13 protein-coding genes, 1 pseudogene and 1 riboswitch are annotated in these 14,028 nt (G+C 72.6%); of the genes and pseudogenes, 7 read left to right on the forward strand and 7 right to left on the reverse strand.

Going from position 1 to position 14,028, the window contains the following annotated elements:
- Positions 1–301: pseudogene (locus G3I41_RS20935) on the forward strand (DNA polymerase IV); the annotation flags it as partial.
- Here G3I41_RS20935 and G3I41_RS20940 read toward each other — a convergent pair.
- Positions 226–594, reverse strand: a complete 369-nt coding sequence (locus G3I41_RS20940; protein ID WP_164401929.1) for a PRC-barrel domain-containing protein — start codon at positions 592–594, stop codon at positions 226–228. The pseudogene G3I41_RS20935 and the gene G3I41_RS20940 sit on opposite strands and share 76 nt — an antisense overlap.
- Before the next feature lie 116 nt (positions 595–710).
- Positions 711–808, forward strand: a riboswitch (glycine riboswitch).
- A gap of 193 nt (positions 809–1,001) precedes the next feature.
- Between G3I41_RS20940 and gcvP the strand changes: the two genes are divergently transcribed.
- Positions 1,002–3,887: an aminomethyl-transferring glycine dehydrogenase gene (gcvP, locus tag G3I41_RS20945; protein WP_164401930.1), complete on the forward strand. Its 2,886-nt coding sequence runs from the start codon at positions 1,002–1,004 to the stop codon at positions 3,885–3,887.
- Positions 3,888–3,974: 87 nt separating this feature from the next.
- Here the strand turns inward: gcvP and G3I41_RS20950 are convergent, their stop codons facing one another.
- Positions 3,975–4,181, reverse strand: coding sequence for a DUF5999 family protein (locus tag G3I41_RS20950; RefSeq protein ID WP_073969024.1), 207 nt, complete (start codon positions 4,179–4,181; stop codon positions 3,975–3,977).
- 324 nt (positions 4,182–4,505) lie between these two features.
- Positions 4,506–5,105 carry a hypothetical protein gene (locus tag G3I41_RS20955; RefSeq protein ID WP_164401931.1) on the reverse strand — a complete coding sequence of 200 codons (600 nt, stop codon included), beginning with the start codon at positions 5,103–5,105 and terminating at the stop codon, positions 4,506–4,508.
- 480 nt (positions 5,106–5,585) lie between these two features.
- Between G3I41_RS20955 and G3I41_RS20960 the strand changes: the two genes are divergently transcribed.
- Positions 5,586–7,091: a glutamate-cysteine ligase family protein gene (locus tag G3I41_RS20960; protein WP_164401932.1), complete on the forward strand. Its 1,506-nt coding sequence runs from the start codon at positions 5,586–5,588 to the stop codon at positions 7,089–7,091.
- Between the two features lie 25 nt (positions 7,092–7,116).
- Here the strand turns inward: G3I41_RS20960 and G3I41_RS20965 are convergent, their stop codons facing one another.
- The gene (locus G3I41_RS20965; RefSeq protein WP_203601421.1) at positions 7,117–8,901 is read right to left on the reverse strand and encodes a substrate-binding and VWA domain-containing protein; all 1,785 of its coding nucleotides are present in this window, start codon (positions 8,899–8,901) and stop codon (positions 7,117–7,119) included.
- A 184-nt stretch (positions 8,902–9,085) separates the two neighbouring features.
- On the opposite strand from G3I41_RS20965, the gene G3I41_RS20970 reads away from it, so the two are divergent.
- Complete coding sequence (locus tag G3I41_RS20970) at positions 9,086–9,865, forward strand: CPBP family intramembrane glutamic endopeptidase (RefSeq protein WP_343242193.1); 780 nt, start codon at positions 9,086–9,088, stop codon at positions 9,863–9,865.
- A gap of 9 nt (positions 9,866–9,874) precedes the next feature.
- On the opposite strand, the gene G3I41_RS20975 is transcribed toward G3I41_RS20970, so the two are convergent.
- Positions 9,875–10,693 carry a PhzF family phenazine biosynthesis protein gene (locus tag G3I41_RS20975; protein ID WP_164401934.1) on the reverse strand — a complete coding sequence of 273 codons (819 nt, stop codon included), beginning with the start codon at positions 10,691–10,693 and terminating at the stop codon, positions 9,875–9,877.
- 129 nt (positions 10,694–10,822) lie between these two features.
- Here G3I41_RS20975 and G3I41_RS20980 point away from each other — a divergent pair, with 129 nt between their 5' ends.
- Together G3I41_RS20980 and G3I41_RS20985 are read left to right on the forward strand one after the other, a co-directional pair.
- Complete coding sequence (locus G3I41_RS20980) at positions 10,823–11,491, forward strand: HEAT repeat domain-containing protein (RefSeq protein ID WP_164401967.1); 669 nt, start codon at positions 10,823–10,825, stop codon at positions 11,489–11,491.
- 6 nt (positions 11,492–11,497) lie between these two features.
- Entirely contained in the window at positions 11,498–12,496 is a 999-nt protein-coding gene (locus tag G3I41_RS20985; RefSeq protein ID WP_343242194.1) for a HEAT repeat domain-containing protein, read from the forward strand.
- 7 nt (positions 12,497–12,503) lie between these two features.
- On the opposite strand, the gene G3I41_RS20990 is transcribed toward G3I41_RS20985, so the two are convergent.
- Positions 12,504–12,881, reverse strand: a complete 378-nt coding sequence (locus G3I41_RS20990; RefSeq protein WP_164401935.1) for a hypothetical protein — start codon at positions 12,879–12,881, stop codon at positions 12,504–12,506.
- A 132-nt stretch (positions 12,882–13,013) separates the two neighbouring features.
- Here G3I41_RS20990 and G3I41_RS20995 point away from each other — a divergent pair, with 132 nt between their 5' ends.
- Positions 13,014–13,634 (forward strand): PadR family transcriptional regulator, encoded by a 621-nt coding sequence (locus tag G3I41_RS20995; protein ID WP_164401936.1) that lies wholly within the window; start codon positions 13,014–13,016, stop codon positions 13,632–13,634.
- 60 nt (positions 13,635–13,694) lie between these two features.
- Here the strand turns inward: G3I41_RS20995 and G3I41_RS21000 are convergent, their stop codons facing one another.
- Complete coding sequence (locus G3I41_RS21000; RefSeq protein ID WP_164401937.1) at positions 13,695–13,883, reverse strand: hypothetical protein; 189 nt, start codon at positions 13,881–13,883, stop codon at positions 13,695–13,697.
- Positions 13,884–14,028: the final 145 nt, after the last annotated feature.

A 14,028-nucleotide genomic window follows, 5' to 3' on the forward strand; every position in this document is an offset into this window, starting at 1 on the left:
GGTGGCGGCCGCCGAGCAGCGGGCCGCGCGCCGCTGGCCGGCCGGACACGACGTGCTCCACGAGGTCCACGGGCACGGCTGGGTGCAGGGGAGCGGGGTCGGCCGGGTGACCGTGCGGTTCGAGGAACCGGGCGCCACGGCACCCGGCCGGGTGCGTACGTTCCGCGTGGACGATCCCGCGCTGCGGGCCGCCGACCCGCTGCCGCTCGTCCCGGACCCGCCGGACTACTCCTCCTGGCCCGCCAGCCGGCCGAAGTCGCGGTCCGGGGCCGGTGCGCCGGGGGCCGCGTCCAGGCCGTAGTGACGGTAGAGCTGGAGTTCCTGCTCGGGGGAGAGATGGCGGCCCACGCCGAAGTCGGGGGCGTCCTTGATCAGCGCCCGGTCGAAGGGGACGCGCAGTGTGTCGTCCACGAATTCGCTGGGCTCCAGGGGAACGAAGGCGTCACGGCTGAAGAGCCCGGTGCGCACGGCCGCCCATTCCGGGACGCCGGTCGCGTCGTCGAGGTACACCTCGTCCACGGTCCCGATCTTGGTGCCCTTGCGGTCGAAGGCCTTGCGGCCGATCAGGCTGCGCGGGTCGATGTCGGTCTGCACGGTCCCTCCCACACGGGTCGCGGCTGGTCCACAGGGACTACAGAAATGCAGTTCCGTGGTCTTGGCCACTCGAGAATTCTCGTCGTGTACCCCGCTGGTAGGCTGGCCATGGCTGCTGACCCCGTGCGGGAGAGTCGTCCGGAGCCGATCCGGAGGACGCCGAAGGAGCAAATCCTCCCCGGAATCTCTCAGGCCCCCGTACCGCACGGACGAGGTCACTCTGGAAAGCAGGGCGGGTTGCGCGCGGCCGATGGGCCGTACGGAGCCTCTCCCTCACCGACGGTGAAAGCCGGCGCCCGTGTGGCGTCGGTGAAGCTCTCAGGTTGAGATGACAGAGGGGGAGGCCGTCAGGGCACCCGGCGCCGCGGTGCCCCTCGCAGGTCGTGACAGACCAGGAGGCCTCCACCATGACCCCCCGTCGCACCCCGCTCACGCAGCTGGAACAGGGCATCCCCTTCGAGCAGCGCCACATCGGCCCCGACGCCGAGGCGCAGGCGAAGATGCTCGCCCAGGTCGGCTACGGCTCGCTGGACGAGCTGACCGCGGCCGCCGTGCCCGACGTGATCAAGAGCGCCGAGGCGCTGGCCCTCCCGGAGGCCCGGACCGAGGCCGAGGTGCTGGCCGAACTCCGCCGGCTCGCCGACCGCAACCAGGTCCTCGCCCCGATGATCGGGCTCGGCTACTACGGCACGTTCACCCCGCCGGTGATCCTGCGCAACGTCATGGAGAACCCCGCCTGGTACACGGCCTACACGCCGTACCAGCCCGAGATCTCCCAGGGCCGCCTCGAAGCCCTCCTGAACTTCCAGACGATGGTCGCCGAGCTGACCGGCCTGCCCACCTCCGGCGCCTCGCTGCTCGACGAGGGCACCGCCGCCGCGGAGGCCATGGCGCTCGCCCGGCGCGTCGGCAAGGTCAAGAACGGTGTCTTCCTGGTCGACGCCGACACCCTGCCGCAGTCCGTCGCGGTCATCGAGACCCGCGCCGAGCCGACCGGCGTCGAGGTCGTCGTCGCCGACCTCACCGACGGCATCCCGGCCGAGGTCGCCGAGCGCGGCGTCTTCGGCGTGCTGCTCCAGTACCCCGGCGCCTCCGGGGCCGTCCGGGACCTCAAGCCCGTGATCGACCAGGCGCACGAGCTGGGCGCGATCGTCACGGTCGCCGCCGACCTGCTGGCCCTCACGCTGCTCACCTCGCCCGGCGAGCTGGGCGCCGACATCGCCGTCGGCACCACGCAGCGCTTCGGCGTCCCGATGGGCTTCGGCGGCCCGCACGCCGGCTACATGGCGGTCCGCGACACGTTCGCCCGCAGCCTGCCCGGCCGCCTGGTCGGCGTCTCCGTGGACGCCGACGGCAACAAGGCGTACCGCCTGGCCCTCCAGACCCGCGAGCAGCACATCCGCCGCGAGAAGGCCACCAGCAACATCTGCACCGCCCAGGTGCTGCTCGCCGTCATGGCCGGCATGTACGCCGTCTACCACGGCCCCGAGGGGCTGCGTACGATCGCCCGGCGCACCCATCGCTACGCCGCGATCCTCGCCGAGGGCCTGCGCGCCGCCGGCGTCGACGTGGTGACCGGCTCGTACTTCGACACGCTCACCGTCCGCGTGCCGGGCAGGGCCGGCGAGGCCGTCGCCGACGCCCGCGAGCGCGGGGTGAACCTGCGCCTGGTCGACGCCGACACGGTCTCCCTCGCCTGCGACGAGACCACGACCCGCACCCAGGTCGCCGCCGTCTGGGCCGCCTTCGGTGCCGACGGGGACGTCGAGGCGCTGGACGCCACGACTGAGGACGCGCTGCCCGAGGCGCTGCTGCGCACCGACACGATCCTCACCCACCCGGTCTTCCACCAGCACCGGTCCGAGACCGCGATGCTGCGCTACCTGCGCAGGCTCGCCGACCGCGACTACGCGCTGGACCGCGGCATGATCCCGCTCGGCTCCTGCACCATGAAGCTGAACGCGACCGCCGAGATGGAGTCGATCACCTGGCCCGAGTTCGGCGCGCTGCACCCGTTCGCGCCCGCCGAGCAGGCGCAGGGCTTCCTGACGCTCATCCGCGAGCTGGAGGAGCGGCTGGCCGAGGTCACCGGTTACGACGCGGTCTCCCTCCAGCCGAACGCCGGCTCGCAGGGCGAGTTCGCGGGGCTGCTGGCCGTCCGCGCGTACCACCGTGCCAACGGCGACGAGAACCGGACCGTCTGCCTGATCCCGTCCTCCGCGCACGGCACCAACGCCGCGAGCGCCGTGATGGCCGGCATGAAGGTGGTCGTCGTCAAGACCGCCGACGACGGCGAGGTCGACGTCGAGGACCTGCGCGCCAAGATCGCGCAGTACCGCGACGAGCTGGCCGTGCTCATGATCACCTACCCGTCGACGCACGGTGTCTTCGAGGAGCACGTCGCCGACATCTGCGCCGAGGTGCACGACGCCGGCGGCCAGGTCTACGTCGACGGCGCCAACCTCAACGCCCTGGTCGGGCTGGCCAAGCCCGGCCGGTTCGGCGGCGACGTCTCACACCTCAACCTGCACAAGACCTTCTGCATCCCGCACGGCGGTGGCGGCCCGGGCGTCGGCCCGGTCGGCGTGCGCGCGCACCTGGCGCCGTACCTGCCCAACCACCCGCTCCAGCCCGCGGCGGGCCCGGAGACCGGCGTCGGACCGATCTCGGCGGCCCCCTGGGGCTCCGCGGGCATCCTCCCGATCTCCTGGGCATACGTACGCCTGATGGGTGGCGAGGGCCTGAAGCGTGCGACGCAGGTCGCCGTGCTCGCGGCCAACTACATCGCCAAGCGTCTCGAACCGCACTACCCGATCCTGTACAACGGCCCGGCCGGTCTGGTGGCGCACGAGTGCATCGTGGACCTCCGGCCGATCTCCAAGGCGACCGGCGTCAGCATCGACGACGTCGCCAAGCGGCTCATCGACTACGGCTTCCACTCGCCGACCATGTCGTTCCCGGTCGCCGGCACGCTGATGATCGAGCCGACCGAGAGCGAGGACCTCGCGGAGCTGGACCGCTTCTGCGACACGATGATCGCGATCCGCGCCGAGATCGAGAAGGTGGCGTCGGGGGAGTGGAGCGCGGACGACAACCCGCTCGCCAACGCCCCGCACACCGCCGCCGCGCTCGGCGGGGAGTGGGAGCACGCGTACAGCCGCGAGGTGGCGGTGTTCCCGGCCGGTGTCTCGGCCGCCGACAAGTACTGGCCGCCGGTGCGCCGGATCGACGGGGCGTTCGGTGACCGCAACCTCGTCTGCTCGTGCCCGCCCCTGGACGAGTACGACAACTGATCAGGTGATCGAAGCGGTGTGACGCGGACACGCGTCGGGGCCGGTGCGGAGACTCTCCGGGCCGGCCCCTTTTCCGTACCCGGCCGCTCAGGCGGCCTTGACCACCCGGCTCGCCGCCAGGGGCCTGTGCGGGGCGATGATCTGCCCGTCCGGAAGCAGCTCACCGGTGTCCTCGAAGAGCAGGACGCCGTTGCACAGCAGGCTCCAGCCCTGCTCCGGGTGGTGGGCCACCTGGCGGGCGGCCTCCCGGTCGGCTGAGTCGGCTGTCGGGCAGGGTGGCTGGTGCTGGCACATGGATGGGTTCTTTCGCTGCGTCGAGTTGAGTGGCCTGCGGTGTGAAGAGGTGTTCATGACCGCCCCCGTATCGAATCGGTCGCATCCCAGTGTTGCCCTGCCGGCGACAATCCGCAGGGATTTCGCCGCAGCGCTTCCACTCCTCCCATGACGTGTCACCCGCCCGGACGGTTCAACTCAACTGCACTGTCACTTCGGGTGGTTCGGGGTGGCCGGATGGGACTAGCCCGGATGGGCGGGGTGCCGTACGCGCGTCCGCGTGCTGTGCCCCGCCGCCGGAAGGGGCGACGGGGCACACGTGTGCGGAGGGGGCGGCCGCCGGTCTCAGGCCGGGGCCGGCGAGCCCAGCAGCGGTCCCGGGCCGGGCGTGATGCGGGTGGTGATCACCGGCAGCAGGTCGGCGGCCCGGTGCGGCCGGTGCGCGGCGAAGCCGGGAGGCGCCGGGGACAGCGGCACGAGCACGTCGTCCGGCGCGGGCGCGCCGCAGGAGGCGTCCGCCGTGGGGTCGCCGTGCAGCCACAGGGCCAGCATGTACAGGTCGGGGATGGACAGCAGCCTCGGCTGGTAGGGGCCTCCGCTCATCCCCTCCGCCTGGCGCAGCGCCAGCTCCGTCGAGGCGATGTACGGGCCCTCGAAGAAGTGCGAGAAGGCCCAGCCGTCCGCGGTGAGCATGGTGTCCGCCGCCGCCACCGCCCGCTCCGTGCTGCGGATCTGGAAGCGCCAGGCGGCGAGCCGGGTGGCGGGTGCGAGGTCGCCGGGGGCGACGCCCAGCACATGGACGGGCAGCGGGTGTTCGGGGCTCAGAGGTCCCTGTGCGGACCGCAGGGCGGGCGTGCGGGCCTCGCGGACGGCGGTCGGTGAACCGAGCGCCGCGAGGACGCTGCGCAGCGCGGGCGCGGGGGCCGGGGGAACATGCAGCGGCATATTGGGTCGCCTCTCACTTCGGAGACACGGTGGTGCGCGGGCGGGTGCGGACGGCGTTGTCGGCGTGCGGGGCCAGAGGAGGCCGGTGACTGAGCCGGTGCGTCAACTCTCTGCCTCGTCCGCGGAGTTTATACGACACGTGTTCACGCGGTGTTTCCACTAGCCGCCACGGCTATTGCCGACAAGGCGGTATCCGGACTTTATTATGCGGAGATCATGCTGATTCGGCGCGAGCGGCGCAGCCGCCGCCTCGGGTTTTTCCCGCGCTGCGGTCGGCCGAAACCCGTCGGGGCTTTACGGGCCCGCCGTACGGGGAAACCGCCCGCTGCGTCATGCCGAGTGAATGTGCCCGGGGCCCCGGCGCTCAGATTAGCGTGTGTGCGCCGTCCGCGGGGCGTTACGGATCACGTCCTGCGGGCATTATCGATCGTGATGCGGGCGGCCCGGGCCGCGTGCCGGCCACGTGAGGAGGACACGTCGATGGGGGAGAAGGTCGTCGCGGGCGCCTTTGACCTGTCCGACCGGCAGAGGTACCGGAAGAAACTGCAACAGTGCCTGGAGGCGCTGTCCGGGCTCTTGGCCGAGCGGCGGTTCGACCGGCCGCGCAACCTCATGGGCATGGAGATCGAACTCAATCTCACGGGCGCCGACGCCATGCCGAAGATGTTGAATGGGCAGGTGCTGGAGCGCATCGCGAGTCACGATTTCCAGACGGAACTGGGGATGTTCAATCTTGAGGTGAACATAGTCCCCCATCATCTGTCGGGGCGTGTTCTGGATCAGTTGGCCGAAGAGCTGAGGACCGGGCTCGGATATGCCGACCGCAAGGCCGGTGAAGTCGATGCCGGGATCATGATGATCGGAATCCTGCCGACGCTCGGCCGCGACGACATGGTCCGGTCCAATCTCTCCGACGTCGACCGCTACGCCCTTCTGAACGATCAAATGCTGGCGGCGCGCGGCGAGAGTTTCTCGCTCGATATCGAAGGCGTCGAGCGGCTCGTCGCCACCGCCGGATCGATCACCCCGGAGGCGGCCTGCACCTCGCTGCAACTGCACCTCCAGGTCACTCCGGAACGCTTCGCCGACGTGTGGAACGCGGCGCAGACCGTCGCCGCCGTCCAGGTCGCCCTGGGCGCCAACTCGCCGTTCCTCTTCGGCCGCGAGGTGTGGCGGGAGTCGCGGCCGCCGCTGTTCGAACAGGCCACGGACACCCGGCCGCCCGAACTGCGCAACCAGGGTGTGCGGCCCAGGACCTGGTTCGGGGAGAAGTGGATCGGCTCGGTCGAGGAGCTCTTCGAGGAGAACCTGCGGTACTTCCCGCCGCTCCTGCCGATCTGCGACGAGGAGGAGCCCTTGCGCGTCCTCGCCGACGGCGGGGTGCCCCAGCTGAAGGAACTGGTCCTCCACAACGGCACGGTCTACCGGTGGAACCGCCCGGTGTACGGCATCGCCGACGGCGTCCCGCACCTGCGGGTGGAGAACCGGGTGCTGCCCGCGGGCCCGACGGTCGCCGACGTCATCGCCAACACCGCGCTCTACTACGGCCTGGTGCGGGCGCTGGCGGGGGAGTCGCGTCCGGTGTGGACCCGGATGCCGTTCTCCGCCGCCGCCGAGAACTTCGAGACCGCGTGCCGCCACGGCATCGAGGCCGAGCTGCTGTGGCCCCGGCCCGGCCGCTCCGGCGGACTGACGCGGGTGCCCGTGACGAAGCTGGTGCGCGACGAGCTGCTGCCGCTCGCCGCCGCCGGGCTCGACGGCTGGAACATCGAGCCGGCGGACCGGGACCACTACCTCGGCATCATCGAGGAGCGGTGCAAGCGGCGGACGAACGGCGCGTCCTGGCAGGCGGACACCTACCACCGGGGACGCGAGGCGGGCCTGGACCGGGGCGCCGCCCTCGCCGCGATGACCCGGCGCTACGCCGAGCTGATGCAGGGCGGTGACCCGGTGCACACCTGGCCGGCGGGCGTCCCGGGGCCGTGACGGGTGGCCGGTCCGCCGCCTGTCCCTACTCCGCGGCCGCGCGGGCGCCCTGGGCCGCCGTCATCACCGCCTGGAGGATCACCGCCTGGATCTCGGCCGGGTCGTTCACCTGGTAGCCCCCGCCCCCGGTGACCTCGGCGATCTCCTCCAGCTCCGCGCGGTCCGCCTCGGGCCCGACGGCGATGGCCAGCAGCGGGACCGGGCGCGTCGGGTCGGCGATGGACTTCAGCTCGCCCACGAGAGCGGCGCGCGAGATCGACCGCTCGTCCTGGTTGGACCCGTCCGTGAGGATCACCACCGCGTTGAACTTGCCCTTCACGTACGTGCGCTGCGCCTCCTTGTACGCCGCCAGCGCGGTGTCGTACAGACCGGTGGCGCCGTCCGGTACCGGTCGCAGCGCGGCGAACGCGGCGGCGAGCTTCTCCCGGTGGGTGCCGCCCCCCTTCACGGCGTCGCCGAGCCTGGCGGTCGTCACCAGCTGCCGGTAGTCCTTGTCCCCGTCGAGCGTGGTCGCGAACTCCCAGAGACCGATCTCGTCGTTCGGGGTGAACTGGTCGAGCGCCTGGATCAGCGATGCCTTGGTGACGTCCATCCGGGACTGGCCGCGACCCGGCACCGTCGCGGCCATGGAGCCGGAGGCGTCGACCACGGTGGTGAGCCGCGCGCTCTGCACGGTGATCGTCCACATGCCGAGCGTCTCCTGGAGCGCCTCGTCCGTCGGGGCGGGCGGCTGCGTCGCGTCGTACGGCTGCGGCGACCGGCCGCCCGCCGTCGCGACGAGCTTCTCGTCCGCCGTTCCGTACGTGGTCCGGAAGCCGTGCTCACGAAAGATGCGCACGGCGCTCTCCTCGGAGAGCAGGGTCATGAACCGAAGCGCCGCCCGGCTCACGTCCGTGGACTGGTGGCTCTCGTCCACCATCGCGAGCGGGTAGTTGAGCAGGGGGGTGCCGTCCTCGGGGTAGAACAGGTCCAGCTTGCCGTCGGCCGTCGACTCGGCGTTGTGGGCGAAGGCGGCCTGTTCCGAGAGGAGCACCGCCTGGTTGCGTGCCGGGTTGCCCGCCTCGGCGCCCGAGCCGTCCTGCGGCAGGGTCGCCACGACCTGGGTGTCCCCGTCGGACATCCGCTGGGCGAGCAGCTTCGCGGTGGCCGCGACCCGGGTGTCGCTGTCGCCGCCCTGCTTCCCGGCGGATACGCCGATGCTGTTGAGGGCCAGCAGGCCGGTGGCCGAGCGCGCGGGGTCGGCGGAGCCGAGACGTACCCGGTCGGACTCCATGGCCGCGCCCGTCAACTCGGCCCAGGTGTACGTCTTCTTCGGCCAGCCGAGGTTCTCGGCGGCCCGGGGGACGGCGGCGAGCGCGACCGGTGAGGTGGCGACGGAGCCGCCGGGGGTGATGGGGGTGCCGTCCCCGGCGCCCTTCGCCCTGGTCAGCCAGAAGTCCGAGTCGGGGAGCCATATCTGGTAGTCGGGGCGGCCTCCGCTCGCGAGCGCGTCCGCGACCTTGTACGAGTCACGGGCCACCACGTTCACGTCGACGCAGCGCCCGCCCGAGCGCACCTCGTCCGTACGTGCCCGGTCGGCGACGGCACGTACGGCGGGAGCGATGTCGGGGGAGGCCGCCATCGACAGGTGGACGGCGCCCTCCTCGCACGACGTGGAGAACGGGAGCAGACCGCCCTGCACGGCGACCGCCGCTCCCCCCGCCACGGCGAGGACGAGCACGGTGGCGATGGCCACGTTCCGGCGGCGGCGCGGTGGACGGTCCCCGCCTCCGGCCGCCGGTCGGTCATCGGGCAAGCTGTGACGTCCCATGTCGGTGGTGCCCCTCCTTGAGGATGTACAAGGAAAAGGGGGACCACGCCATCGGCAATGGCGCTCGTCCCCCGGCCAGTCGCGCATGATCTTCGTACCTGCATTCGAGACCCTAGCGGGGCGGCGAAGGGCGTGGGACGCGAATGCACAACTGAGGGCAGGTGTACAGGTGGAGGCGGGGCGCGTGGCTGATTCTTATCCCCAGGAGGCCGTGTCACAACGGATTCTCCGGTCCGAGACGGTGCTGGTGCTGGCGCTCTCGCTGGGGGCGAGCGGCGTGTCCGCCCTTATCAGCTTTGTCGGATCGCTGACGAAACCAGGGGGTTTGAAGGACCAGGCGGCGACCCTCAACAGCTCGGCAGCCCCGGGCCGCCCTTGGCTGGATCTCGCCTGGCAGCTTTTCGGTATCGCGACCGCGCTGGTGCCCGTCGCGCTGGTGGCGCATCTGCTCGTCCGGGAAGGGACCGGGCTGCGGATCCTCGGCTTCGACCGCACCCGGCCCGGGCAGGACGCGGCACGGGGCGCGGTCGTCGCGGCGGGCATCGGCAGCGCCGGGCTGGCCTTCTACCTGGTGGCCAGGGCGGCCGGCTTCAACCTCACCGTCGTGCCCGAGTCACTGCCCGACGTGTGGTGGAAGTTCCCCGTGCTCATCCTGTCGGCCCTCCAGAACGCCGTGCTGGAGGAAGTGATCGTCGTCGGCTACCTGCTGCGCCGGCTGGGGCAGCTGGGCTGGACGCCGATGGCGGCACTGCTGGCGAGCTCGGTGCTGCGCGGCTCGTACCACCTCTACCAGGGCATCGGCGGGTTCATCGGCAACATGGTGATGGGCGTCGTCTTCGTGCTGCTGTACCGGCGCTGGCAGCGGGTGGGCCCCCTCGTCGCGGCCCACGCGCTGCTGGACATCGGCGCATTCGTCGGTTACGCGCTGCTCGCCGGGAAGGTGGGCTGGCTGCCCACGCCGTGAGCCCCGGTGTCACGGGCCGACGAGGAGTTCGCCGTCCAGGACCGTGACCGCGCGGCCCGTCAGCAGGGTCCGCGCGCCGCGCAGCGAGGTGTGCACGAGCCCGGAGCGGGCGGAGGCCTGAAGCCCGGTCAGCCGGTCGCGGCCGAGCCGCGCCGACCAGAACGGGGCCAGGGCGGTGTGCGCGCTGCCGGTCACCGGGTCCTCGTCGATGCCCACGGCCGGGAAGAAGCCTCGGGAGACGTAGTCGTACGCGCGCACCGGCGCCGCGGCGGCCGTGGCGATGACGCCGCGCCGCGAGAGGGCGGCCAGCGCCGCGAAGTCCGGGGTCAGTGCCCGTACCGCCGCCTCGTTCTCCAGCTCCACCAGCAGGTCCCCGACCTGTGCACCGGTGTCGTGCACCGACAACGGCTCCGCGCCCAGAGCCTCCGCGAGGCCGTCCGGGGCCGGCTCGGGGGTCAGCGGGGCGGTCGGGAAGTCGAGCGTGAGCGAACCGTCCGGGTGGGCGGTCGACGTCAGCGTGCCGCACCGGGCGGCGAAGCGGACCGAGCCGGTGGCCGCGCCCGTGGTGTGCAGGACATGGGCCGTGGCGAGGGTGGCGTGGCCGCACATGTCCACCTCGGTGACCGGCGTGAACCACCGCAGCGCCCAGTCCGCCTCGCCGCCCGGCGGCAGCGGATGGGCGAACGCGGTCTCGGAGAGGTTCAGCTCGGCGGCGACCTGCTGGAGGAAGGCGTCCCCGGGGAAGCCCTCGGGGCCGAACAGCAGGACGCCGGCGGGGTTGCCGGTGAAGGGGCGGTCGGTGAACGCGTCTACGGTGCGAATCCTCATGCGCCGACCGTAGGACTCCGCCCCGGCCGGGAACCAAGGCCAATCGCGGAACGGTGGCCCCGAAACCGCGCCGGGCTTGACCTTGTCACGGTGACAACCGCTTCACTCGGCCACGAGGAGGTGGTCCCGATGACCACGGCGAACGAGGAGACGGCCGTCACCCGCGCGCTGCGCGGGCTGGAGCACGGTGACGCGTCGGTGCGGCTGCGGACCGCGCTGGCGGTCGGATCGGCGCCGGACGCGCGGCTGGTGGACCGGCTCGTGGAGCGGTGCGCGACCGAACCGGACTTCTCCGTACGGGAGATGCTGACCTGGGCGCTCACCCGGCACCCGCGGGACCTGACGGTCCCCCGGCTCGTCGGCGAGCTCCGCTCGGAGGTCCCCCAGGCCCGCGGCCAGGCCCTGCACACGCTGTCCAAGACCGGGGACCGGCGGGCCTGGCCGGCGATCACCCGGGCCCTGCTCACCGACACCGACGACGAGGTGGCTCGCGCGGCCTGGCGCACCGCGGTCGTCCTCGTGCCCGAGGACGAGGCGCACGCGCTCGCGGAAGTGCTGGCCGGACAGCTCGGGCGCGGCGGACGCGAGACGCGGCTGAGCCTCAGCCGGGCGCTGATCGCACTCGGCGCGGCGGCCGCACCGGCGCTGGACGCCGCCGCCGCGCACCCCGAGCCCCGCGTCCGCGAGCACGCGCTCGCCACCGGGGAACTGCGGCGCGATCCGGACGCCGGGTTCGACTTCGCGATCGAGGAGGCGAAGCGGAGGGTGGCGCTCGGGGCGTACGGTCAGGAGGGGTGATGGACGGTGCTGATCGGTGAGGTGGCGCGGCGGTCCGGGGTCAGCGCACGCATGCTCCGGCACTACGAGTCGCTGGGTCTGGTGCGCCCCACGGGGCGCAACGACGTCGGATACCGGGAGTACTCCGGTGAGGACGTCCGGCGCATCTTCCACATCGAGAGCCTGCGGTCCCTCGGACTCTCACTGCGCGAGGTGGGGCGCGCCCTGGACGATCCCGGGTTCAGCCCGGCCGGGCTGGTGGACGACCTCGCGCGGCGGACCCGGGAGCGTATCGCGAGCGAGACGGAGCTGCTGACCCGGCTCAGCCGGATCGGCGCCGCCGAGCCCGGGGACTGGGAGGAGGTCCTGCGTACCGTCGCCCTCCTCCAGGCCCTGGGCTCCGCCAGTCCGGGCACCCGTCAGCGTGCGGCGCTGTCCTTCTCGGGGGAGGCGTCCCTGCCGGTGGAGGCCCTGGTCGAGGCGGTGCTGGCCGAGCCGGACCCCCACGTGGCCGGCGCGCTGCGCTGGGCGCTGGCGCGGACGGGCGACGGGCTCGGACTGCTGGCGAAGGGCCTGGACTCACCCGACGCGGCGGTGCGCGCCCGTGCCGTGCGGGCGGTCGCCGGGATTCCGGGCGAGGCGGCGAGCGCGCTGCTGCGCGACGCCCTCGCCCATCCCGATGTCGCGGTACGCCGGTACGCGGCGCCGGCGCTCGGTGCGCGCGGGGTGGCCGAGGCGGTCCCGACGCTCATCGACATGGTCGCGGACGCGGTGCGGGACGTGGACGCGGCCGACGCGCTGGGTGTGCTGGCCGCCGGTCCGGAGACGGCCGAGCGGATCGCCTCCGCGCTCGTCGGCCGCCTCGCCGACACCGCCCTCGACGCGTCCGCCCGCCGCCGCCTCACCCAGGCACTGGCGGACATCCCGGGCCCGACGGCGACCCGGGCGCTGGGGGAGCTGGCGGAGGACGGGGACCGGGGCGTGGCGGTGACCGCGCTGTACCTGCTGGGGCTGCGGGGGCGGTAGGGAGGGGTCACGGCGCGCGCAGGGCCGCCGCCGGCTCCAGCAGGGGCCAGCCGTCCACCTCCGTCCGACACCGGTCGTCAGGCTGCCATCCGCGGGCGGTGGCCACGTCGAGCAGGGCGCGGACGGCGCCGGGTTCGTGCAGGTTGAGGGAGGCGCCCCGGACGAACCCCACGTCTCCGGAGCCCAGGGGAGCCCCGCCCGGAACGTACCGGTCCGGGCCCTCGGCGAAGACGATGCGCAGCGACCCGCCGGAGCCGGCCGGCTGCCGGTGCAGCGTGAGGACCTGGCGGCAGGAACGGCCGTCGTCGTGCAGGTGGCGCAGCGTCCACAGATACGTGTGCCCGTCGGCGACCAGCCGCCGGGCCGTCTTCGCTTTGCGGGCCATGGGCCGAGGGTACGGGCGCCCGATGCGCGGGCAGGACCGGCCGGGGTTGCCGCGCGATCGGTTCCGATATATCTTTGAAGCATCGCGACAGTACAGCGATAGGTAATATCAACGTGGGTGGAGGAGTACGTCATGCGTGCACACGGATTCGAACATGGACATGAACACGGGCGTGGTCACGGGCGCGGCCCGTACGGCCCCGAGGGGCACCGTGGTGGTTTCGAGGGGCACCGGGCGGCCTTCGGGCCGTTCGGGCCGCCGTTCGGCGGTGGGCCGTTCGGGGGCGGACGGGGCCGGGGCGGCGGCCGGGGCAGGGCGCGGCGCGGTGATGTGCGCGCCTCGATCCTGGCGCTGCTCAAGGACCGGCCGATGCACGGGTACGAGATGATCCAGGAGATCGGCGAGCGCAGTGGAGGGGCCTGGCGGCCCAGCCCCGGCTCGGTGTACCCGACCCTTCAGCTGCTGGAGGACGAGGGCCTGATCACCAGTGCGAGCGAGGGCGGCAAGAAGCTGTTCACGCTCACCGACACCGGCCGCACCGAGGCCGAGACCGGGCCCGAGGCGCCCTGGGAAGAGGCCGGCCGCGGCGTCGACTGGGAGAGCATGAACGAGGTCAGGCAGGCCGGGTTCGGCCTGATGGAGGCGTTCGGCCAGGTCTGGAAGACCGGCTCGGCCGACCAGCGCGACAAGGCGGTCGCCGTCATCAACGAGGCCCGCAAGAAGCTGTACCTCATCCTGGCCGACGAGCACTGAGCCCGTCGTGTGCCGGTGCGAGGGACTCCGGCGGCCCGGACCGCCGGACTCCCTCGCCGTCTACGCGTCCGTCGTGACGGGCCGGATCCGCGCCGCGTCGAAGCGGTCGGACGCGCGGGGGTGCGGTCCGTCGTCGTGGCAGTGGAACGCGCACCAGAACAGATCCGCGGGCAGGGCGTCCAGCGGCGCGTGGACCCGGTAGACGTACTCGCGCCCGTCAAGCGCCGGCAGGGACACCAGCCAGCTCACCCGGCCCCCTCCCGCCGCACCGCGAACAACCGCTCCGTCCTGTGGGACGTGTACGGGCGGGAGGTCGGTTGCCCCGTCCCCTGGAGCGCCGCGCGCGTCAGGTGTCACCGGAGTGACGCTCCTGACCGCAGCTGTCATGATGTGC

Origin of the sequence: Streptomyces sp. SID9727 (genome assembly GCF_010550605.1) — a bacterium.
In the GTDB taxonomy this organism is placed as follows: Bacteria; Actinomycetota; Actinomycetes; order Streptomycetales; family Streptomycetaceae; genus Streptomyces.